Origin of the sequence: Pelagibacterium sediminicola, assembly GCF_003390885.1 — a bacterium.
GTDB lineage: Bacteria > Pseudomonadota > Alphaproteobacteria > Rhizobiales > Devosiaceae > Pelagibacterium > Pelagibacterium sediminicola.
Window position 1 is genome coordinate 13,538 of record NZ_QMEL01000002.1, and the last position, 22,294, is coordinate 35,831.

The window sequence follows — 22,294 nt, forward strand, 5'->3', positions numbered from 1 at the left end:
CCGGATTGTCCGGCCAGGCAACCGTGATCGCGTGGGGGAGAACCGATGGCCACCGCACAAGTTTCCGACAAACTCGCCGAGCACCGCCGCGATGAGTTCCTGAAGCGCAAGTTCAAGAAGATCGGTATTTTCCTGTTCTGGATTTCGGGCATCATCAACGTGCTGGCACTCACCGGCGCGTTCTATATGCTGCAGATCTACGACAGAGCGCTGACCAGCGGCTCGATACCCACGCTGGCGGCGCTGTCGGTGCTGGCAGTGGGGCTCTACATGTTCCAGGGCCTGTTCGACACGATCCGCGGTCAGCTTATGGTCCGAGTTGGTGCGCGGTTCGACAAGATCCTTGCACCCATCGCCCACCGGGTAAGCGTCGACATGCCCCGGTTCGGCTTCTCCCCCTCCGAAGCTCTCGAACGGGGGCGGGATGTCGATACGGTGCGCAACTTTCTCGGTTCACAAGGGCCGGGCGCGCTGTTCGACTTGCCCTGGGTGCCGCTCTATCTGCTGTTCGTCTATTTCCTGCACCCGGTGCTCGGCGCCGTGACGCTGGGCGGTATCGCGGTCCTTACGCTTCTCACCATCATCACCGAACTCAAATCGCGCAAGCTGGCAAAGTCCGCGCAACAGGCAGGGATCGTGCGCAACGCGATCGCCGATTCCAATGCGCGCAATGCCGAGGTCATCAGGGCCATGGGGTTTGCCGGGAGCGCGGTGGGACGATTCAACCACGCCAATGACGAACATCTGGTTCTCCAGACCCGCACCAACGACATTATCGGCACGTTCAGCGCCTTTTCACGCGTACTGCGGATGTTGCTGCAATCGTCGCTGCTGGGCCTGGGCGCCTATTTCACGATACAAGGCCAGATGTCGGCCGGCGCCATCATCGCCGTGTCGGTGGCCGCCGGACGGGCGCTGGCGCCGATCGATCTGGCTATCGGCAACTGGAAGGGCGTGGTCGCCGCGCGGCAGGCGTTCAATCGGCTGCGCGACACCATGGTGGCACTCGACAAGGGCCCACAGCCGCTGGACCTGCCGGCACCCTCACAATCCTTGAGCGTCGAAAAGATCACGGTGGCATCCCCCGGCTCCGGCCAGGTGCTGCTCTCGGAAGTGGGTCTTCACATCGCGGCGGGACAGGCGCTGGGCATCATCGGCCCGAGCGGCGGCGGCAAGACGACGTTGATCAAGGCCATAACCGGAATCTGGCCGACACTGCGCGGCTCGATCCGGGTCGACGGGGCGGAGATCAACCAATGGGAAGAAGAAAAGCTGGGGCGGCATTTCGGTTATCTTCCCCAGGAGGTCTCGCTTCTCGACGGCTCGATCATCGAAAACATCTCACGTTTTGCCCCGGACCGGGACGGAGACAAGGTGGTGGCAGCAGCCAGGGAAGCCGGCGCGCATGACCTGATCGTGCGGCTGCCGAACGGGTACGATACGCAACTGGGGCCCATGGGGACGGCACTTTCGGCCGGCCAACGCCAGCGGATCGGGCTTGCGCGGGCGCTTTACGACCAGCCATTCATCGTGGTGCTCGATGAACCCAACGCGTTTCTCGACGCCGAAGGGGAAGCCGCGCTCAACGACGCCATCCGGCGTATTCGCAAGCGCGGTGCAATTGCGCTCGTCGTGGCGCACCGTCCATCCGTTCTCGCGGAAGTGGATATGATCGCGGTCATCCAGAACGGCAAACTCACTGGCTTCGGTCCCAAGGAACAGGTTCTGGGCGGAGCGCGCAGCGTGGCGGATGAGCCCGCCCGGCGCAGGGCGGGATGACCATGACGATCGAAGTCAAATCCAGCAGACAGCCCCTTCCGGATGAGCAGCCGCGCAAGAGATTCGATTTCTTCGCGCGCGAAAAGACGACCAGTTTGCCCGTTCATATAGGATTGGCGGTCGTGGCGCTGGCCGTCTATTTCCGCCACCTGCTTTCGCACGAGGCGGCCAAAAATGGTCCGGAAGATCGCGAAGCGGGCGGGGAGCACGAGGCGGCGCCGATGTCAGCCCGCATGCGGAGGGCCGGAAAGGACGAGCGCGACGCGCACGAACCGGCAGCCGAAAGCAAAAGATCGATCGCCGAACTTGACCCTTATGATCCCAAAAGCGAGACGGACTGGTCGCCCTCGATTCTGGTTTCCGATCAGAGTGGCAAACTGCGCTTCACGCGCCCGCACGTTGAGTTCCAGCCCATCAGCGTCTTTCCGGCGGCGTATGGGGTCCAGCTTTCCAACGACAACATCCCGCGCCGCCCGACGCCCCATCCGTTCATCCCGCACCCCATAGATCCGCTGGTCAGCGAGCCGGACAGCACCGACGCCGGCCCACAAAAGCCGGAGGAGGATCAAGACGATGAAGACGACCATGACGGGGACGGCCGAGCCAATCGTGCTCCGATCACGACCGGCCCCGTGCGGCTGAACGATATTATTGCCGGGCAGGCGGTCCTTATCGGCCTCACCCATCTTCTGGCCGGGGCATACGATCCCGATGGCGATCTGCTTTTGGTTGGCGACGTCAACGCAACGGGCCTGGATGTGTTGCCGACGGCCAGTGGTTGGACCATGCGGAGCGAGCATGGGATGCTTGGGCCGGTCACGCTCTCCTACATGATAAGCGACGGACAGGCCTCGGTCTGGCAGATGGCGCATTTCGACATTGTGCGGAACACCGTCACATTGACGCCGGGCGACGACGTGTTCGTAGGCACCGCCTACGACGACGATATCGATGCGGGAGCCGGTGACGATATCGTCAACGCCATGGCTGGTCATGACCTCGTTGTGGGCGGTCCGGGCGACGATCATCTGTTTGGCGATGATGGCGATGACGTCCTGCACGGCGGGGCGGGCATGGACGTGATATTCGGCGGCAACGGCAATGACATCATCCATGGCGGCGAGGACAACGACCGGCTGTTTGGTGAAGGGGGGGCCGATACGCTGTTCGGAGATGCCGGCGACGACTGGATAGAGGGTGGCAAAGGGGACGATATTCTCGATGGGGGCAGCGGCAATGACGATCTTTTCGGCGGAGAGGGCCGGGACAGACTGAGTGGCGCCGAGGGCGACGATAATCTGTCGGGCGGCGTCGGCAACGATGCGCTCGACGGGGGCGAAGGATCGGACATCCTTTCCGGCGGCGAGGGGGACGACGTCCTCGTCGGTGGCGAAGGTGACGATGCCGTCGAGGGGGAAAGCGGCGACGACACCGTGGTGGGTGGCGGCGGCAATGACGCTTACGACGGGGGCACCGGATATGATGTTCTGGACTATAGCGCCTCGGCGGAGGGCCTGATCATCGACGACAGGACCGGCGAAGCGAGTGGCGCCCAGATTGGCGAGGATGTCTTTACCGGCTTTGAACAGATCAATGGCGGTACAGGAGACGATCTGTTCGTGATCGGAGCGTCGGCCCGGGTCATTTCGGGCGGGCGCGGGCGTGACATGTTCATTTTTGAAGTCACAGACGAAAATCCTTCGCTGAGCGAGGATATCGTTCACGACATCCTCGACTTCGTGGTGGGAGATCGTATCCGTGTGCGCGACTACGATATCAGCCGCGAAGCGCGCGCCGCCGAGCGGGATCTGTTCCGCTCCATCTACGGCGACGATAATGACGACTGGCTGCGGGCGGACATTCCGATCCTCGTCACCCATGACACCGTGGAAGGATTCGAGAAAACGATCATCCATGCCGATTTCAACGGCGACGATGTCACCGACGTAACCATCAGCATTCGTAACGTCCTGCTCGCCTGGACGAACGATCCGGTCTCGGCCTGAGTTCCGGCGTCGAAAGGAAGATGAAATGTCCAATCCAGTTTACCAGACCGGCTTCTCCCGTATGGATATCGATCCGGTCGAGAAGATGTTCTCGCTCAGGGCGCGCGTGATCTGGGGTGTGATCTTGGCCATCCTGCTGCTGGGCGGTGTTTTCGGCTGGGCGGGCATGGCAAAGCTTTCAGGCGCGGTCATCGGGGTGGGCACCGTGCTGGTGGATGACGACATCAAGGTCGTCCAGCACCCGGATGGCGGCGTGTTGCGTGAAATCCTCGTGCGTGAGGGCGATGAGGTTGCCGCGGGGCAGGTGCTGATGCGGCTCGAAGACGCCGAGATCGCGGCGGAAAAGGCAATTCTGGAAGGCCAGCTCATCGAATTGCTGGCGCGGCGCGCGCGGCTGGCAGCCGAAGCGATGGGAATAGAGGCGATAGACTTCCCAGAGGCCCTTTCACCGGGGCGGCCCGGCGTTTCGGCAATCGCTGCCGGTGAGCGGCAATTGTTCGCGGGCGACCTGGCGCGTCATCGATCGCAGCGCAACCAATTGCTGCTGCAGGTCGATCAGCTCAATGAGGAAATCAACGGCCTGGAGTTCCAGCGCACAGCGACCATCGCGGAATCCGAACTGGCGCAGAGCGAACTGGAGCGGCTGAGGCAATTGGCCCAAAGCAATCTGATCGAAGCTTCCCGGGTAACGACAGCGGAGCGGGACATTATTCGCCTCCAGGGCCAAACGGGCAATCTCGATACGGGCATCGCCCGCGCCCAGGTCCGCATATCCGATGTGGAATTGCAAGTGCTCCAACTCGATGGGACCCGGCAGACCGAGGCACAACGGCAACTGGGCGTGGTCGAGGCGCAGATCGCCGAGCTCGAGGAACGGTTGAGCGCCTCGGTGGCGCGCTACGCCCGGACCGTCATCCTGGCCCCGGTGGCCGGAACCATCAATGAACTCAATGTCACTACCGTGGGCGGCGTCATTTCCCCGGCCGAGAGGCTGGTGACGATCGTACCCGACGATGCCGACCTCGTCATCGAATTCCGCGTGGCTATCAACGATATCGATCAGGTGAATGTGGGGGGAGCCGCGATTTTGCGTTTTGTCGCCTTCAATCAACGCACGACGCCCGAAGTGAGGGGGGACATCCTTCGCGTTTCCGCAGCGTCCCAGCAGGACAGCCAGACTGGCGAGAGATTTTATCTCGCACAGGTCGAGGTCGATCACGACAGCATGGCCTTCGATCCGAGCCAACTCGTTCCAGGCATGCCGGTCGAGGTGTTTGTCGAGACCGAGCAACAAACGGCAATCGCCTATTTCATGAAGCCGTTCACCGACCAGATCGCGAGGGCGTTTCGAGAAGAATAAAAGGTCGGCGGGCAATACGAAGGCGCTTGTTTCCCATGACATGGGCCGGCGGACTTGCCAGCTTCGAGCCGATGTGGCAAAGGCCGGTGGCAATCACCCCGGACCCGGTGCAATTCCGGGTGGCTCTTCCGGCCGCCGATCCGCCGGACACTCAGGATAAAGCTCGCCTTTCAACGTTCGGTCCGCCAGGGCGACCCGGACGACAGCTTCGATTGTGTTCATGTTCTCGATCAAAACCATCCGCCGCAACTGGTTTTCCAATATCCGCGCCGACATTCTCGCCGGCATCGTCGTGGCGCTTGCCCTCATTCCCGAAGCCATCGGCTTCTCGATCATTGCGGGCGTCGATCCGCGCGTGGGGCTTTATGCCTCGGTGATCATCGCCATCGTCATCTCATTTGCCGGCGGGCGGCCCGCCATGATCTCGGCGGCGACCGCCGCAACAGCAGTACTGTTCGGCGCACTCGTGCGTGACCATGGACTGCAATACCTTCTGGCCGCCACCATTCTCGCGGGCATCATCCAGATCGTCGCGGGGTGGTTGCGCATCGGCTATGTCATGCGGTTCGTTTCCCGTTCGGTGATGACCGGTTTCGTCAACGCGCTCGCCATCCTGATCTTCATGGCGCAACTGCCCGAGTTGATCGGGGTGACGTGGGAAACCTACGCGCTGATCGCGGCGGGGCTCGCCATCATCTACCTTTTCCCAAGGATCACCACGGCGGTCCCCTCCCCGCTCGTGTGCATCCTCGTTCTCACCGCGCTTGCGCTTGCCCTGGGCATCGATATCCGCACGGTCGCCGATCTGGGAGAATTGCCCGATGCGTTGCCGATCCTGCTGTTTCCCGACATTCCACTCAATCTCGAAACGCTCTGGATCATCCTGCCGACTTCGATCGCGGTTGCCGCCGTGGGGTTACTCGAAAGCCTCCTCACCGCCTCGATCGTCGATCAGATGACCGACACGAGCAGCGACAAGAACCGGGAGAGCATCGGCCAGGGTATCGCCAATATCGCCAGCGGCCTTTTCGGCGGCATGGCCGGATGCGCGATGATCGGGCAGTCCGTCATCAACGTCAAGTCAGGCGGACGCACGCGGCTTTCGACCTTCACCGCCGGAGCGTTTCTTTTGTTCCTGCTGATGGTGCTCGGCGACCTGGTGGGCTTCATCCCGATGCCCGCGCTGGTGGCCATCATGATCATGGTGTCGATCGGCACCTTTAGCTGGACCTCGCTGGCCGATCTTCGCCACCATCCCCGCCGGTCGAGCCTTGTCATGCTCGCGACCGTTATAACGGTCGTGGGCACGCAGAACCTGGCGCTGGGGGTTGGTGTGGGCGTATTGCTCTCGGGTATCTTCTTTGCCTGGAAGGTCGCGCAGATTTTCCGCGTCACGACCACGTTGTCAGAAGACGGAAAGCATCGGCGCTACCTCGTCGAGGGCCAGATATTCTTTGCCTCGGCGGACGATTTCCTTTCGGCCTTCGATTTCGGCGAGGCGCTGGAAAGCGTCATCATCGATGTCGGCAAAGCCCATATCTGGGACCTGACGGGGGTCAACGCCATCGACAAGGCCGTGCTCAAATTCCGCAAGACGGGAACCGAGGTCGAGGTCGCGGGGCTCAACGACGCCAGCGCCACTATCATGGATCAACTCGCCATGCACGACCGGCCGAACGCGATGGAAAAGGTGCTCGGCCACTGACTGTCAATCAGGCGGCGTGCTTGACGGCGACGGGCCTGTCGTCTCTTTCTACCAGCCCTCTGTGCAGAGCGATCACGGCTGCATCGAAATCATCCTCTTCGACCACCACCTGGAGATCGACCTTGCGCACCATGTCGGTGATGCCCACCGGCTCGATCCCCGCCAGGTCGAGGGCCTCGATGGCACGCGAGAGGATGCGGACGCCGGAAAGGTCGCGGCCGATCGCCGATACTACGGCGAGCTTGCGCAGCGTGGTCGTTGCGGAGGGGAAGGACTGGGCGAGATCGGTTTCCACCCGCCGGATCGCCTTCATCGACCCTTTGAGATAATGGGTGATGGTGTTGGCGTTCGAGGTTTTTGAAATGATCGAGACCTTGTGCCGCGTCAGCGCGGCGAGAATGCCCGCGTCATAGCCCTTTACGCCCACCATGTCCTGATCGTAGAACTCGAGCGCAAAGACATTGTTGAGCCCGGTCACGATCTCCGCGCCCGGCCTTTTGGGCGCCAGATCGCTCATAATCACTGTGCCGGGGTGTTCCGGCTCGAACGCATTGGTGACGCGCAGCGGGATTCCTGCCTGCCGCAGCGATTTGGCGGCGCGGGGATGGATCGCTTCCATTCCCATGTTGGAAAGCTGGTCAGCCACATCATAGTTGGTTTCCCCAATGACCCGCACCTTGTCGGCGCCCACGAGCCGGGGGTCCGCAGAGGACAGATGGAATTCCTTGTGGATGATCGCCTCCGCCGCGCCGGTGACGACGGCGACCCGCGAAAGCGTAACCTCCGAATAGCCCCGGTCATAAGTCTCGATCAGTTGTTCGGTGCACTGCGCGTAACCGGTGACGATAGGCAATTCGCGGGACATATCTATCTGCTCGAACTGTCGGGCGATGTGCTCATCGAGCGGCAAGGCACCATCCTGGCGCCAGCCCGTCAGGTCCACGAAGCGGGCGTTGACGCCATGCTGGCTCAGCATCAGCGCGGTGTTGAATGCCGACTGCGCCTCTCCCAGCGCCGAAAGCATTTCACGCACCGTCAGGAGATGGGATTCGAGCTGGAAATGGCCGAATGAGCAGAGCCGGGACAGATCGACAAGACATGAGCGCACGCCTTCGATCCGCTCGCGGATGAAGCGGTCGGCTTCCTCGCGCCTTGCAGGATCGGGAAAGATATCGGCGTTCTTTTGCTCCATCTTCAAAGCGACCGCCGAAAGGGCCTCGCTCCATTGGGACCCGCCCTCGGCGCTCGCGAACAGCCCGTAAACACCGGCCTCGCCGGACTTCTTGTGCTCAAGGAGCAAGTCGGTCATCCCTGCATAGGCTGAAACGACAAAAATCCGGTTGTAGAGTTCTGGGCCCTTGCGCTGGCCGATGAATATGGTGTCGAGCAGTTCATGGCTGCGCGACATGGATGTCCCGCCGATCTTTTCCACGGTGTGGGGGTGTTGCATCGTCGATTTGTCTCTGGTGATTTTGGGTATCTGTGCCGAACGGCCTATTGGATGGGACCGGAAACGATCTCGATCGGTCCCTGAGGGTCACGGCTGGAAAGAAATGCCGGACGCGGCTTGTTGGCCGCATAGGGCGCTTCGAGCCGGTTGGACCAGGCATTGTAAACGAAAAAGGCATTCGAGCGCGGGAACGGAGTAATGTTGCCGTTCGAGCCGTGCATTGTGTTGCTGTCGAAAAGGATGACCGTGCCCGCCTTGCCCGAGGCGTATTCGATGCCGAATTTCTGCGCCATGTGCGTCAAAGCGTCTGGGCTCGGCACACCCACTTCCTGCTTGCGAAGCGAGGATTCGTGGTTGTTGTCCGGTGTTTCTCCGGCGCAGGAGACATAGTGCATATGCGAACCGGGCATCAGCATCAGCGGCCCGTTGAGCGCATCATTGTCGGTAAGGAGCACCGAGGCCGAAATCGCCCGCATATGCGGCATGCCATCTTCGGCGTGCCAGGTCTCGAAATCCGAATGCCAGTAGAATTCCTTGCCGGTAAAGCCGGGCTTGTAGTTCAGCCGGCTCTGATGAAGATAAAGATCGTCATCGAGAAGAAATCTGACTTTTCCGGCGATCCGCTCGTCGCGCGCCATGCGGTTGAACAGAGCGCTTTCGTCTTCAAGACGGAAAATGGTGCGCACCGCCTCGGAACCGGGTTCGGTCACGACATTATCGGCGCTGAGCTGCACGCTGCCCGACCGCAGACGGCGCGATTCTTCCTGAAGCCGGGCGACCTCACCGGGCGAAAAAACGCTCTTGAGGATGAGAAAGCCCTTTTTCTCGAACTCTTCGGTCTGGGCGCGGGTAAGCGGCGCTTCGGGGGTCCATTTGCCCCAGAACACCGGGTCCTTGCGCTCTTGCCAGGCTTCCTGGGTCTGCCGGGTGGGGTACGCGTCCGATCGGGGATGAGCTGCGGAAAGTGTCATTGCTTCCTCTAATCGTTGGTCATGGATCAGGCCGGGTCTCAGGCGTTTTGTTCAAGTTCCCCGGCTGGTGCGTAGGAGCCGTCCTCGCGGTGCACTTCGGTGCCGGTGACGGGGGGATTGAAGCAGCACGCCAGCACCAGTTCGTCGCTTGCCGAAAGCCTGTGGCGGTCGTTCCTGTCGAGGGCATACATCACGCCGGGCCGGATCTGGTAGGTCTTGCCGGTATCGAGGTCCTCGATCTCGCCATGGCCCGAAATGCAATAAACGCTCTCGAAATGGTGCTTGTAGTGGAACTCGTGGGTGGTGCCCGGCGCGATGCGGGTAATGTGGAAGGAAAAGCCCATTCCATCACCGGCCAGCAGCAGGCGGGTGGAATCCCACCCGTTGGCTGTAACGAGCCTTTCGCCCTTGCGGGCTTCCTCGAGGTCGCGAACAATCATGGTCGTCTCCTGATCCTTATTCGGCTGCGACGTGCGAAACATCGTTGGCAAGAATTGCCTCGAACGCATCTTCGATGATGTCGAGCCCCTGGTCCAGTTGCGCGATGTCGATGGTCAGCGGGCACAGCACCTTGACCACCTCGTCATGGCTCCCCGACGTCTCGATGATCAGGCCGTTGTCGAAGCATTGCTCGCAGATCGCGGCGGCGACTTCGCCGCTTTCGGCGTTGATGCCCATCATCATGCCGCGGCCGCGCAGGCTGAGATCGTGTTGGGAGGCGATGGCGCCAAGGCGCAGTTTGAGGTGCTCGCCCTTGGCCTTGACCGATTTGCTGAACGTTTCATCGCGCCAGAACTTTTCCAGCGCGATGCGCGCCGTCACAAACGCATGATTGTTGCCCCGGAAGGTGCCGTTGTGTTCGGCCGGCGTCCAGATATCGTATTCGGGCTTGATCAGCGTCAGCGCAAGGGGCAGCCCCATTCCCGACAAGGACTTGGCCTGGGTAACGATGTCGGGGGAAAGGCCGAACTCCTCGAAGGAAAAGAACGAACCCGTGCGTCCGCACCCCGCCTGGATATCGTCGATGATGAAGAGCGCGTCGTGTTTTCTGGCGATGGCCTCGATCTTTTTTAGCCATTCGGGCGACGCGGCATTGAGGCCACCCTCCCCCTGAACCGGCTCGACGAGGATCGCGGCGGGCGCATCGACGCCCCCCGAGGGGTCGCCAAGCATCCGGTCCAGCATCTCGGCGGTATCGATTTCGGGTCCGAAATAGCCATCGAACGGTGCATGGTAGACGCCGTTGAGGTCGATACCGCCGCCATTGCGCTTGCCCGCATTACCGGTCGCCGCCAGAGCGCCCAGCGTCATGCCGTGGAACCCGTTGGTGAACGCGATGATATTGGAGCGGCCCTTGACCTTGCGAGCCAGCTTGAGCGCGGCCTCGACGGCGTTGGTCCCGGTGGGACCGGTGAACATGAGCTTGTAGTCCATGCCGCGCGGCTTGAGGATGATGTCCTCATAGGCGGCAAGGAACTGCTCCTTGGCATCGGTGAACATATCGAGCCCGTGGGCGATGCCATCGGCGGTGACGTAATCGACCAGGGCCGCCTGCATGTCGGGATCGTTGTGGCCATAATTGAGCGAGGAGCAGCCGGCCAGAAAATCGATATAGGCCTTGCCATCCTCGGAAAAGATCGTTGCGCCTTTCGCCTTGTTGAACAGTTTTGGGAAGCTGCGCGAATAGGAGCGCACCTCGCTCTCCATGCGGTCGAACGTGGTGGTTTTGTCGTTTGTCATGCACTGTCTCCTTTGGGGGACGGCGGGAAGAGGGATGAGGGGAAGGCGGTTTTGCATAGTTGCGGCTTCAGGCGACTTCGCGCAGGGGAAGCGTTTCGCGCTCGAAGGGGCCGATCGTTACGAGAAATTCGGTATCGTGCTTGCCTGCGAAGTGATCGTCGCGCCGGAAATAAGGCTTGCGCACAAGATCGGCGTCGAGCGTTTCGGCAACCGATCCGAACAGCGCCCATGAGGGGCGGTTGTCGCTCGTGATTGTCGATTGTATTCGGCGGATGCCGGCACAGACACGGCGGGCGAGAACGGCGTTGATGAGCCGCTTGGCCAGCCCCCGTCCGCGCGCCTTTTCGGCGACGCAGACCTGCCAGACAAAATAGGTATCGGGATGTTCGGGCGCGATATAACCCGAGAGCCACCCCACGATCTCGCCATCGATTTCGGCGATCGCGCAGGTCGAAGCGAAATGGCTGCACTGGAGCAGATTGCAATACATCGAATTGTCGTCGAGCGAGGCCGTATCGGCCACCAGTTGCCAGACAGTCGCGCCATCTTCGCGCCTTGGGCTGCGAATCGTGATTGCCGCGAGGGGCGTTGCGGGGGTGTGGGGGGTGCTCGCTGTGGCGAGTTCCATCTGAGTCCTCCGGTTTCGGTTGCGTGATAGTTAGATCGATCTAACTAATTGTCAACGCTGAAATGACTGCGACATGGCACCCGATACGCCTGTATCGCCCGATAGATGGGCGATACAGGCGCTAAAAATAATTTATGAAGGACATGTGGACTGTCCAATCGCCACACACGATAGTTAGTATAAGCTAAATGGTTTTATACTTGTATGCGGGAGAGGGCTTGGGAACGGCGGCTGGGAAAGATAAGAGGATGAAAGACGTTTTTCTGGAGCCAGACCGCGCCGTGCAAGCCTCGACAAAGACCGCTCTCTCGGCGTTGCGCAAAATACTGCGCAAGACCGAGCTCAATTCAAAAGCCCTGATGCGCGAAACCGGTCTGACGCCGTCGCAACTGGTGTTCATGCAGCTTCTCGACGATGGCGCGGAGCATACCGCAGGCGCGGTCGCCACGCGCATGGGAATCACCCAGGCCACCACCACCGCGCTCATTCACAAGCTCGAGGCGCTGGGCATGGTGATCCGGCGCAGGGGCGAAGCCGACCGGCGGCAGGTGTGGCTCAGCCTGACCGACAAGGGCCGCGAAATGCTCGACATCGCTCCCGACGGGGCACACGCACAGTTTCACGCAGAATTTTCAAAACTCGCCGAATGGGAGCAGTTGATGCTTATCTCGGCGCTCGAGCGCGTGGCCGCGATGCTGGGCGCGGAAGATGAAGCGGCTGCGGTCCTCACATCTGACGCGGTTCTTGCCCCTCGCACCGAAAAGGACATTTGAACCCCGGCTTGACGGCGCGCTCTCTCCGATGCAGGCGGCGGCGTCGCAGGTGCAGATGCTCATCGCGCGCAAGGAAACCGACCCGGCGTCAACCACGAGATCATCCAGAACGGGGCGACCGGAGAAGTGCTGTTCGACTTTCTCGTCAGCGACCTCGGCGCCGACCCGATCGTGGTCGAGTGGAATGCCTATCGCTATATGCCGCTCTCCGAGGGTGAGGGCGTCGCCCTGTTCGCGGTCAGCCGCCGCAGCTATGGCGAGGAAGGGGCCCGCAATTTTCTCGGCGGGCTGGGCGCGGTACGCAGCGAAGCGATCGCCACCCTTGCCACGTTCGATGCTCCGATGGTCAGCATCCCCTGAGGGGGTGGAGGCCGCGGGAATTGCCTGCGGCCTCCTTGTTCAAAGCAGCCGTTTTAGCTGGCGGCGCGAGCCGTTTCGAGCCAGCCGTCGACGGCGGCGCGGTTGTCCTCGATCCACTGGGCGGCCTGCGCCTCGATGTCGTCGTCACCCTCGTTCATCGCCGCGTTCTGGGCGAAGATGTCGGTGAGCGGGATTTCGACGGCGTCGAGCAGCGCGCCGACCGCGGGGTTCTCATCAAGGAACGCCGAGTTGATCACGGGCACGATGTCGTTGGCCGGGAAGCCCAGCATGCACGGATCGTTGACGCAGCCTTCGACGCCGTCGAGCGTTGCTGCATCGGCCAGGTCCATCAGGTCCTCGGGGAGATCGACCTCGGGCACCTCGATCCACATCACGTCCTCGCCCGGGACGAGTTCGTTGACCGTCCAGTTCGGGGTCCAGGTGTAAAAGAGGATATGTTCCCCAGACTCATAGGCCGCAACGGCATCCGCCATGGAGGCGGAATAGCCGGCCTTGATGAGATTGACGTGGTCGTGCAGGTCATAGGCGTTCATGTGGTGGTCGATATTGATCTCGCACCCCCAGCCCGGCGGGCAGGCGACCATGTCGGCGAGCCCATCGCCATTGCGGTCGAAGGCGGCCTTGACGTCATCGCGCTTGAAATCTTCCAGCGAGGTGATGCCAAATTCCTCGACGGCGGCCTTGTCGACCAGATAGCCCTCAAGCGCCCCGCCGCGCGCGACCGCGCCGACGATCTCGGCGCCTTCGCCGAACACCGGTTCATAGGTATTGTGCAGAGGGAACCAGCCATCGACCCACAGCGTCACGTCGCCCTGGGCGACCGACTGGTAAAAGGGCGGATTGTCGAGCGTAATGGCCGGATCGACGTCATAGCCCAGTTCCTGAAGCAACTGACGGTAGATTTCGGTGTGGAACCAACCGGTATCCCAGGTCGGCTGCGCCATGGTGATCGAAACGCCCTCGCCCGGATTGTCCTGGGCGAGGGCAGCGACCGGCATGGTGCTCACGAGAGCGGCAGCCGACAGTGTTGCAAGGAAATTCTTGAGACGGAACATGATGTTTTTGTCTCCTCTTCTTTTGGTTTTCAGATGGACGGGACGAGGCCCCGCCATACGAAGCCGGCGCTACGAGCGCGGCAACAGAAGCGGCGGCAATGGCGCCGCCGCATCATCGAAAGGCGGGGTCAGCCCGCCTTGCGGATTTCCCCCGTGGGCCGATGACTGCCCCTGAGGCGGATGAGATTGAGGAACACGGCGCGCAGCGAGACCGTTTCGGCCTGGTTCTGCTCGCCCAGCCCCTGCGTGATGCGATCGAGCACGATGGCAAGGATCACGATGCCCACGCCCCCGGCGGTCGCCCCGCCCACATCGAGCCGGCCCAGTCCGGTATTGACCACGAGTCCCAGCCCCCCTGCCCCGATCAGGGCGGCGATCACCACCATCGAGAGCGCCAGCATCAGGGTCTGGTTGAGCCCGGCCATGATCGTGCGCATGGCAAGCGGGATCTGGAGGTCGACCAGCATCTGCCAGCCTGTGGAGCCGAACGCCTGGGCGGCCTCGATGAGGTCCCCCCGCACGTTGCGGATGCCCAGATTGGTCAGGCGCACGATAGGCGGCAGCGCAAAGATGATGGTCGCGATGATCCCCGGCGCCATGCCGACGCCGAACAACATGACGATCGGCACCAGATAAACGAAGGAAGGAATGGTCTGCATGATGTCGAGGACAGGGCGCAGCACCTTCCACACCATGTCGCTGCGCGCCGCGACGATCCCCGCCGGAATGCCGATCACGGCGCAGAACAGCACCGAGGTGATGATCATGGCGAGCGTCGTCATGGTCTGCGGCCAGAGGCCGATCATGTCGATGAAGGCGAAGCCGATAAGCGTGAAGATGGCCATCGAACGGCCTGCCCATTTCCACGCGGCCAGCGCGAAGACACCGGTGGTGAGCAGCATGGGCAGCGCGTTGAAAAAGTCATCGAGCCCGTTGAGGACCAGTGTGATGGGCACTTGCGCTGCGCGGAAGGCGGGCCGGAAATTGGGCACCAGCCAGCCACGCACGAAATCGTTGACCCAGTCGTCGAAGGGGATGACGAGAAGATCGCCGGGACTAAGCATGAGCGCGCTCCTTTCCGGGGGAATCGGCTGTTTCGGTTGGGGTCGCCGCGTCTGGCGCCTCCTCCCCAGCCTCCTCCTCATCGCCGGAAAGCTGGGCGAAGACCGCCTCGGGCTCGACCACGCCGACCAGCCGGTCGCGTTCATCAGTCACGGCGATCGGCAGACCACCGCTGGCCGCGCCATAAAGCGCGTTGAGCTGATCGTCTGCGGCCGCAGTCGGATATTCGGTGATCAACGCCTCTTCCAGCACCGGATTGGGCGCTTCCTCGTCGAGCGTGGCGGCTGCCAGATCCTGATAGGTGACGACACCGGCGATGTTGTCCTTGTCATCGACCACATAGAGCGCGTTGCGGTTGAGATCTTCCATGGTGCGCATGGCATCCTCGGCGTTGTCGGTGCCCAGCCGCACGGCGGCAGGATCGTTCGAGACGTCCTCGGCGGTGAAGACGCGACCCCGGTCGATATCGGCAACGAACGCCGCCACATAGTCGTCGGCGGGGTTGGAGACGATTTCCTGCGCGGTGCCGACCTGCACGAAGCGTCCGTCCTTCATGATGGCAATCTTGTCACCCAGCAGCAGCGCCTCGTTGAGATCGTGAGTGATGAAGATGATGGTCTTTCTGAGCGTTTTCTGCAGGGCAAGCAATTCGTCCTGCATTTCGCGGCGGATGAGCGGATCGAGCGCCCCGAAGGGCTCGTCCATGAGCAGGACTTCCGGCCCGGTGGCCAGTCCGCGCGCCAGCCCGACACGCTGTTGCATACCGCCGGAAAGCTCGGACGGCAGGCTCTCAGCCCAGGCTCTCAGCCCCACCTGATCGAGCGCCTTGAGCGCCCTTTCACGCCGTTCGGGCGCCTGGACGCCCTTGACACGCAAACCGTAGGCGGCGTTTTCCGCCACCGTCCAATGGGGGAACAGCGCAAAGTGCTGGAACACCATGGCGATCTTTTCGCGCCGGATCTCGCGCAACCGCCGCCGGCCGCAACTGGCGACGTCGTCGCCATCGATGAGGATGGAGCCCGACGTGGGCGCGATCAGGCCGTTGAGCATGCGCACCAGCGTGGACTTGCCCGACCCCGAGAGTCCCATGACGACGAAGATTTCACCTTCGCCGACATCGAAGCTCGCGTCCTGCACGCCCACCGTGGCGCCCGTTGCCTTGAGGATTTCTTCTTTCGACCGGCCCTGGGCGAGCAGTTCAAGCGCGGCATTGGTCTTCCGGCCAAAGACCTTGAAGACATTTCGTACCGATAATTTTATAGGCATAAGCCTCTTTCTTCGCAGTTCATGTCAGCACGACATGAATATTGTATTGCCACCTTCAATGCAGAACAGAGAACAAAATAAATCCCGCGCAAGCATCATGAAAGAATCCGCTCGCACATCGCAGTGATTATGGGTGACGGGCGGGGACAATAATCATGTGGTCTCGATAAATCAACAGCCGGAGGGCGATTCATTGCCGCCCATCGGTTCTGCACATCTCGAAATCCTTCGTGAAGATACGGAATACAGGGCTTACTGGATCGCTTGAGGGGTGTGGATTACGCAATGAGACTTGCGCTTGTGGGGCGCTCGTTCCCAAGGGCGTGAGGATGCCGACGCATGAATCCTTGCTTGTGGCTTCCCCCCTCCCCTGCCCTCCCCATCAAGGGGAGGTATTTCCTTTTCCTCGGCTATCTCCCTGCGCACAAGGCCAGCACCTTCCCCCTTGAGGGGAGGTTGGGGGGGGAAGATTGGCGTTAGCCGGAACCAGAGAGGCTACCGCGTGCTCCGGTAGCCGCCCTTGAGGCCATGTTTGGAGAAGACGATCTGCCACAGGTGCACCCAGCGGGCGCGGAAGATGGCGGCGCAGCTCAGGAGGTAGTAGCACCACATGCGGTAGAAACGCTCGCCGTATTTTTCCTTGAGATCGGGCCATGCGGCATGGAAATTGGCCTCCCACGCCATGAGCGTCCGATCGTAATCGGCGCCGAAATTGTGCCAGTCCTCCATGACCAGCAGACTCTCGAACGCGTCGGAGACCTGGCGGGGGGATGGCAGCATACCGTTGGGGAAGATGTATTTTTCGAGCCAGGGATCGCCGTGCGACCGGCTGAGACTGCCCCCGATGGTGTGGAGCAGGAACAGGCCGTCATCGGTCAGGAGTTCGCTGACCTTACCGAAATATTTGCGGTAGTTCTTGAAGCCCACATGCTCGAACATGCCCACCGAAACGATGCGGTCGAACTCGCCTTCGAGCGCCATATAATCGATCAGCCGGGTTTCGATAGGCAGATCGCCGCGCGTATCGTTGGCGTAGGCCGCCTGTTCTTTCGATACCGTTATGCCGACGGCGGTGACGCCATAGCGTTCGGCGGCGAACTTGATAAGCCCGCCCCAGCCCGAGCCGATATCGAGCAGGCGCATGCCTTCCTTGAGGCCGATCTTGCGGCAGATGAGGTCGAGCTTTGCTTCCTGGGCATCGGCGAGATTGTCCGCCTCGCGCCAGTAGCCGCACGAATAGATCATACGCGGGTCGAGCATGCGCTCGTAAAGATCGTTGCCGCGGTCATAGTGCTTTTCGGCGACCTCGGCGGGCGCGCTGCGCTGGCGGTTGAAGATGATACCCTTGATGGTCGAGACAGCCAGCGCGAAATCGATCCGTATCTTGCTCTGCACATCGTTGACGAGTACGCGATAAAGAAACTCGTCGAGCGCCTCGGCGTCCCACCAGCCATCCATATACGCCTCGCCCAGACCGAGCGAGCCCTGGGTCATGATACGCCGGTAAAGGCGCTTGTCATGCACCTGAATATCCCAAGGACGTGGCCCGTTGACCTCGATGCCGCACTGGGCAAGCAGATCGACGATGAATTGTTCAAAACGCTCCGACATTGCCAACCCGGACGATATTCACCCCAAATTCCGGCAACCTTGTCCCCTATTACAATTTAATTTTACCGCGTTTGTCCAGTCCGGTTTCAAGTCCAGTCCGGACTGGCCGCCCCGCTCTCTCCGGACGAGCCATCCTCGTCCTCGGCGGCTTCGAGCAGATCGACCAGTTCGGCGACGACGCCGGTCGGCATGTGGGCGCCCTCGTTGATGCGCGCCTCGTCGGAATGGAGCCAGGAGAGAGCCTGCGCCAGATCGGCTGCATCCGCGCCGGTTCTTGCGATCTCGGCGGCGAGCTGGTTGTCCACCGGCCCCAGCATCTTTTCGATGGCGCGTCGGGTCAGTGCCATTTCCAATCCTCCCCGCGAAAAAAGAAGCAGTGCGGAGGAACGTATTGCCATGCGCGTTTGTTCCGATTTTCGTGTTTCCCTCAAGGATATCCCGTTGCAGTGTGAACCGCCGCCGGAATTGTTTCCCGGCCCTGTCGGAAAGAGCGGCGGCGAAACGTCCTGGGTCATATCAAGGAGCAATGCATGCTGTACGCCATCCTGTGCTACAATGACGAAGCCGAGGTTGCCGCCTGGCCCAAGAACCATGACGACAAGGTCATGGCCGATCTGATGGCGGTGCAAAAGCCCATGGCCGAAGCGGGCAAGCTCGGGCCCGTCGCCCGGCTGCTGCCGACAACAGCGGCAACCACCGTAAGAAAGACGGCGGGCGAACCATTGGTGCTGGACGGACCGTTCGCCGAGACCAAGGAGCAGTTCCTGGGCTTTTACGTGGTCGATTGCGAAAACCTCGAAGAGGTCGTGCAGTTCGTGCGCGAGCTGTGCGCGGCAAACCCCGGTTCGGGGTCCTATGAGATCCGCCCGGTGGGCTTTGCGAGCTTCGGAGTGGAAAAAGCGTGAGCGAAGTCGACAGCGAATGGATGGGCCTGACACTGACCGGCGCGCGCCCGCGAGCCGTTGCGGCCCTCTATCGCTATTTCCGCGATATCGATCTTGCAGAGGAAGCATTTCAGGAGGCGTGCCTGCGGGCGCTCAAGTCGTGGCCGCGCAACGGCCCGCCCCGCGACCCGGCGGCCTGGCTCATTCTGGTGGGGCGCAACACCGGCATCGACACGCTGCGGCGGCGCGCCAGGCAAACCGTCCTGCCCGATGAGGACCAGCTATCGGACACCGGCGATGCCGAAACGAATATCGCCGAGCAGATCGACGATTCCCAATATCGCGACGACATATTGCGGTTGCTGTTCGTGTGCTGTCACCCCGGTCTGCCTGCCACACAACAGATCGCGCTGGCGCTGCGGATCGTTTCGGGGCTGACTGTCAGGCAGATCGCGAGGGCATTTCTCGTAGGCGAAGCAGCGATGGAGCAGCGGATTACCCGCGCCAAGCGGCGGATCGCGGAAGCCGGGGTGGCGTTCGATACGCCCGATGCCGTTGCGCGGGCCGAGCGGCTGGGCGCTGTCGCCGCTATGATCTATCTGGTTTTCAACGAGGGCTATTCGGGCGCGGGCGAAGCCCGGGACGAACGCCAGCCGCTGACGAGCGAAGCCATCCGGCTCGCCCGGCTGCTGCTCGGGCTGTTCCCAGCCGAGCCCGAGATCATGGGGCTTCTGGCGCTTATGCTCTTGCAGGAATCGCGGGCGGCGGCGCGGTTCGATAGTGAAGGCAGCGTCGTGCTCCTGGACGATCAGGACCGCACGCTCTGGGACCGGACAAAGATCGCCGAGGGGCTGGCCCTGCTCGACAAGGCCATCCGCCACAGTCGTCCCGGCGCCTATCAGGTGCAGGCGGCAATCGCTGCGACCCACGCCCGCGCCGAGCGTCCCGAGGACACCGACTGGCGCGGGATCGAGTTGCTCTATCGTACGCTGGAACAGATGCAGCCCTCCCCTGTCGTAACACTCAACCGCGCCGTCGCGGTGAGCCGGACCGATGGCCCCGAGGCGGGGCTGGCGCTCGTCGATACGCTCGGCGCGCAGCTCGACAGCTATTTCCATTTCCACGGATTTCGGGGCTGGCTGCTGATGGAACTGGGGCGCGACGGGGAAGCGCGCAAGGCATTCGACCGCGCCATCGCGCTGGCCAACACGGCGGCGGAGGCAGCGCATATCAGGCAGCACCTCGATACGATCGCGGGACGCACAACCAGGGCTTCTTAGTGGAAAGGACGACGACCGATGCGCAAGATCATCTATTCCATGCAGATGTCGCTCGATGGCTATATCGAGGATGCGGCGGGGAGCATCGGCTTCACCCACCCGACCGCCGAACTTCACGCCTATTTCAACGCCCGCGAAGCCGGCATCGATACGCACATCTATGGGCGGCGGCTCTATGAGATCATGAACGATTACTGGCCCGACGCCGCCAGCGATCCTAAGGGCACGCCGGAAACGATCGCCTATGCGGGGATTTGGAACGATCTCGACAAGCTGGTCTTTTCGCGCACGCTCACAGCGGTCGCGGGCAAGGCACGGCTGGCGAGGCGAGACATCGCAAGCGAGGTCGCGGATTTGCGAGCGCGACCGGGCAAGGACATCAGCCTGGGCGGGGCGACACTGGCGCGGGACTTCATCGCTCTGGGACTGGTCGATGAATTCGAGGTGACCATCGCCCCAGTGCTGCTTGGCCGGGGCAAACGCTTGTTCGGGGATTTCGAGGGCGTGACGGGGTTAAGGCTCGTGGAGCACCGGGTGTTTGACGGCGGGTTTGTGGTTTTGCGGTATGAGCGGGATGGGGCTGACCGGGCGTTCGGTGCTTGATGCAGCATCGCAGCACCCCTCATCCGACCTCCGCTTCGCTCCGGCCACCTTCTCCCGCAAGGGGAGAAGGGGAATCGGGGCTCCTCGGCTCTTGAGCCCCCCTCTCCCCTTGCGGGAGAGGGGTTGGGGGTGAGGGGTGCAGCGATGCTGCCATGAACGGAGAAGGCGGAGGTTGCCCAGCCTACCCCCCATCCTTCCAGCGCACCCTGTAGAGATCGAACCGCCGGTCGCGTAAATTGCGCACCGCCCCTTGTGAGCGGGCCCATTGGAGGGTTGAGACGTTGAGGTCGGCGACCACCACCATCTCCACGTTCTCGCTCGCTTCCGCCGCAATGCCGTCGCGGGCGAATGGCATGTCCGAGGGAGTGAGGATGGCCGAGTGGGCGTAGTTGATGTCGAGGTTGTCGACATTGGCGAGGTTGCCGGTGATGCCCGACGTCACGACATAGCACTGGTTTTCGATGGTGCGGGCGTGGGCGCAGTAGCGCACGCGCAGATGCCCCTGCCGCGTGTCGGTGCAATAGGGTACGAACATGATGCGCGCGCCCTGATCGGCGAGCCGCCGGGCGACTTCGGGGAATTCGGCATCGTAGCAGATCATCACGCCGATGGGACCGCAGTCGGTGTCAATCACGTCCACCGCATCGCCGCCAACGATGCCCCAATAGTCGCGCTCGTCGGGGGTGGGGTGGATCTTTTCCTGGGCGTGGATGGTGCCGTCGCGCAAGAAGACGTAGCACACGTTCTGGATGTCCTCGTCATCGGTGACGGTGGGGTGGGAGCCGCCCACGATGTTGATGTTCCAGCCCAGCGCCATCTTCTGCATGCGGTCGAGGAATTCGGGCGTGAATTCGGTGAGCCGCACCACCGCTTCATGGGGCGGGCGCTCGGGCTCGCTCGAGAGCAGCATGAGGGTGAACAGTTCGGGGAAGACGATGAAATCCGAGCCGTAATCGGCGGCCACCTCGACGAAATATTGCACATACTCGAAAAATTCGTCGGCGTTGGCGACCTTGCGGGCCTCCATCTGGACGGTCGTGACGCGCACGGTTTCCTTGGAACGCTGGTGGACGGGACGGTCCTTGTCCTCCGGGTCGTAGCGCGGGTTGCGCCAGACCATGAGCGCGGCGTGCCCGCCCGAGGCCTTGTCATCAGGATGATAGTTGCGCAGCAGCATTTCGGGCTCGTAACCGAGCTTCATCTGGAAGGTGGCGACGGGATCGCGCACCTCGCGCTCCTTGACGGCGTTGAAATACTGGTGGGCGCGGGGATAGTCCTTCTTGTTGCGGCGATAGCCGGGGAGACGCCCGCCAAAGGCGATGCCCTTGAGCCACATCTCGTCGCACAGCCGCGTGCGCGCCTCATAGAGCCGCTTGCCGATGCGGGCGCGCTGGCGGCCCGGATCGACGCAAACCTCGACGCCATAGAGCCATTCCCCCTTGGCGTTGTGCATGGTTCCGTATCCGGCGCCCGTGATGTCTTCCCACGTGTGCTGGCGGAAAATCGTCTTTTCGGCGAGCTGGAGCGTTGCGGCGTAGCCCACGATCTCCCCGTCATAGACCGCGACAAACTGGCCTTCCGGGAAGGCGTTGATCTGGCCCCGGATCATGCCCGGCTCATAGGGACCTTCCTCGGGATAGACGCGCTGGGTCAGCCGGATGATCGCGGGGATATCGCGGATGCGGGCGTTGCGGATTTCAAGGACGGGCTTGGTTGAAAGCTGATGCACGTGGTTCTCTG

The 22,294-nt window shown here is 62.0% G+C and carries 20 protein-coding genes and 1 other annotated feature; of the genes, 9 read left to right on the forward strand and 11 right to left on the reverse strand.

Features of this window, described 5'->3' with window-relative positions; all coding sequences use genetic code 11:
* Window positions 1-45 precede the first annotated feature (45 nt).
* The 4 genes from DQG18_RS03255 (at window position 46) to DQG18_RS03270 (ending at window position 6,850) form a co-directional block, all read left to right on the forward strand.
* A complete protein-coding gene (locus tag DQG18_RS03255; RefSeq protein ID WP_116652817.1) occupies window positions 46-1,779 on the forward strand; it encodes a type I secretion system permease/ATPase in 1,734 nt (577 codons plus the stop codon).
* Between the two features lie 2 nt (window positions 1,780-1,781).
* The gene (locus tag DQG18_RS16615) at window positions 1,782-3,785 is read left to right on the forward strand and encodes a cadherin-like domain-containing protein (RefSeq protein ID WP_198669642.1); all 2,004 of its coding nucleotides are present in this window, start codon (window positions 1,782-1,784) and stop codon (window positions 3,783-3,785) included.
* A 25-nt stretch (window positions 3,786-3,810) separates the two neighbouring features.
* Window positions 3,811-5,145: an HlyD family type I secretion periplasmic adaptor subunit gene (locus DQG18_RS03265; protein ID WP_116652819.1), complete on the forward strand. Its 1,335-nt coding sequence runs from the start codon at window positions 3,811-3,813 to the stop codon at window positions 5,143-5,145.
* A gap of 97 nt (window positions 5,146-5,242) precedes the next feature.
* Window positions 5,243-5,298, forward strand: a sequence feature (sul1 is cis-regulatory element that is thought to sense ions involved in sulfur or methionine metabolism; They are found in Alphaproteobacteria).
* 67 nt (window positions 5,299-5,365) lie between these two features.
* Window positions 5,366-6,850: a SulP family inorganic anion transporter gene (locus DQG18_RS03270; protein WP_116652820.1), complete on the forward strand. Its 1,485-nt coding sequence runs from the start codon at window positions 5,366-5,368 to the stop codon at window positions 6,848-6,850.
* A gap of 7 nt (window positions 6,851-6,857) precedes the next feature.
* Here the strand turns inward: DQG18_RS03270 and DQG18_RS03275 are convergent, their stop codons facing one another.
* From DQG18_RS03275 to ectA, 5 genes are all read right to left on the reverse strand, one after another.
* The gene (locus DQG18_RS03275; RefSeq protein WP_116652821.1) at window positions 6,858-8,300 is read right to left on the reverse strand and encodes an aspartate kinase; all 1,443 of its coding nucleotides are present in this window, start codon (window positions 8,298-8,300) and stop codon (window positions 6,858-6,860) included.
* Between the two features lie 44 nt (window positions 8,301-8,344).
* On the reverse strand, window positions 8,345-9,271 hold the full coding sequence (gene thpD / locus DQG18_RS03280) for an ectoine hydroxylase (RefSeq protein ID WP_116652822.1): 927 nt from the start codon (window positions 9,269-9,271) through the stop codon (window positions 8,345-8,347).
* 38 nt (window positions 9,272-9,309) lie between these two features.
* Complete coding sequence (locus DQG18_RS03285) at window positions 9,310-9,711, reverse strand: ectoine synthase (protein WP_116652823.1); 402 nt, start codon at window positions 9,709-9,711, stop codon at window positions 9,310-9,312.
* A gap of 16 nt (window positions 9,712-9,727) precedes the next feature.
* Entirely contained in the window at window positions 9,728-11,011 is a 1,284-nt protein-coding gene (ectB, locus tag DQG18_RS03290; protein WP_116652824.1) for a diaminobutyrate--2-oxoglutarate transaminase, read from the reverse strand.
* A 67-nt stretch (window positions 11,012-11,078) separates the two neighbouring features.
* Window positions 11,079-11,639: a diaminobutyrate acetyltransferase gene (ectA, locus tag DQG18_RS03295; RefSeq protein WP_116652825.1), complete on the reverse strand. Its 561-nt coding sequence runs from the start codon at window positions 11,637-11,639 to the stop codon at window positions 11,079-11,081.
* A gap of 248 nt (window positions 11,640-11,887) precedes the next feature.
* On the opposite strand from ectA, the gene DQG18_RS03300 reads away from it, so the two are divergent.
* Together DQG18_RS03300 and DQG18_RS03305 are read left to right on the forward strand one after the other, a co-directional pair.
* Entirely contained in the window at window positions 11,888-12,412 is a 525-nt protein-coding gene (locus DQG18_RS03300; RefSeq protein ID WP_116652826.1) for a MarR family winged helix-turn-helix transcriptional regulator, read from the forward strand.
* A 126-nt stretch (window positions 12,413-12,538) separates the two neighbouring features.
* Window positions 12,539-12,772 (forward strand): hypothetical protein, encoded by a 234-nt coding sequence (locus DQG18_RS03305; RefSeq protein WP_116652827.1) that lies wholly within the window; start codon window positions 12,539-12,541, stop codon window positions 12,770-12,772.
* Between the two features lie 53 nt (window positions 12,773-12,825).
* Here DQG18_RS03305 and proX read toward each other — a convergent pair whose 3' ends face one another.
* The 5 genes from proX to DQG18_RS03330 form a co-directional block, all read right to left on the reverse strand.
* Window positions 12,826-13,848: a glycine betaine/L-proline ABC transporter substrate-binding protein ProX gene (gene proX / locus DQG18_RS03310; protein WP_116653350.1), complete on the reverse strand. Its 1,023-nt coding sequence runs from the start codon at window positions 13,846-13,848 to the stop codon at window positions 12,826-12,828.
* 128 nt (window positions 13,849-13,976) lie between these two features.
* Window positions 13,977-14,912 carry an ABC transporter permease gene (locus DQG18_RS03315; RefSeq protein ID WP_116652828.1) on the reverse strand — a complete coding sequence of 312 codons (936 nt, stop codon included), beginning with the start codon at window positions 14,910-14,912 and terminating at the stop codon, window positions 13,977-13,979.
* Entirely contained in the window at window positions 14,905-16,176 is a 1,272-nt protein-coding gene (locus DQG18_RS03320) for a quaternary amine ABC transporter ATP-binding protein (protein ID WP_116652829.1), read from the reverse strand. Before DQG18_RS03320 ends, DQG18_RS03315 begins: the two co-directional genes overlap by 8 nt.
* Before the next feature lie 495 nt (window positions 16,177-16,671).
* On the reverse strand, window positions 16,672-17,787 hold the full coding sequence (gene cfa, locus DQG18_RS03325) for a cyclopropane fatty acyl phospholipid synthase (RefSeq protein ID WP_116652830.1): 1,116 nt from the start codon (window positions 17,785-17,787) through the stop codon (window positions 16,672-16,674).
* An 86-nt stretch (window positions 17,788-17,873) separates the two neighbouring features.
* Complete coding sequence (locus DQG18_RS03330; protein WP_116652831.1) at window positions 17,874-18,134, reverse strand: hypothetical protein; 261 nt, start codon at window positions 18,132-18,134, stop codon at window positions 17,874-17,876.
* A 183-nt stretch (window positions 18,135-18,317) separates the two neighbouring features.
* Here DQG18_RS03330 and DQG18_RS03335 point away from each other — a divergent pair, with 183 nt between their 5' ends.
* Genes DQG18_RS03335 through DQG18_RS03345 form a run of 3 tightly spaced genes read left to right on the forward strand, consistent with a single transcriptional unit; the run spans window position 18,318 to window position 20,554 of the window.
* On the forward strand, window positions 18,318-18,692 hold the full coding sequence (locus DQG18_RS03335; protein ID WP_116652832.1) for a YciI family protein: 375 nt from the start codon (window positions 18,318-18,320) through the stop codon (window positions 18,690-18,692).
* 20 nt (window positions 18,693-18,712) lie between these two features.
* Complete coding sequence (locus DQG18_RS03340; protein ID WP_116653351.1) at window positions 18,713-19,951, forward strand: RNA polymerase sigma factor; 1,239 nt, start codon at window positions 18,713-18,715, stop codon at window positions 19,949-19,951.
* A gap of 18 nt (window positions 19,952-19,969) precedes the next feature.
* Window positions 19,970-20,554 carry a dihydrofolate reductase family protein gene (locus tag DQG18_RS03345; protein ID WP_116652833.1) on the forward strand — a complete coding sequence of 195 codons (585 nt, stop codon included), beginning with the start codon at window positions 19,970-19,972 and terminating at the stop codon, window positions 20,552-20,554.
* A gap of 181 nt (window positions 20,555-20,735) precedes the next feature.
* Here DQG18_RS03345 and DQG18_RS03350 read toward each other — a convergent pair whose 3' ends face one another.
* Window positions 20,736-22,283: a GNAT family N-acetyltransferase gene (locus tag DQG18_RS03350; RefSeq protein WP_116652834.1), complete on the reverse strand. Its 1,548-nt coding sequence runs from the start codon at window positions 22,281-22,283 to the stop codon at window positions 20,736-20,738.
* Window positions 22,284-22,294 lie beyond the last annotated feature (11 nt).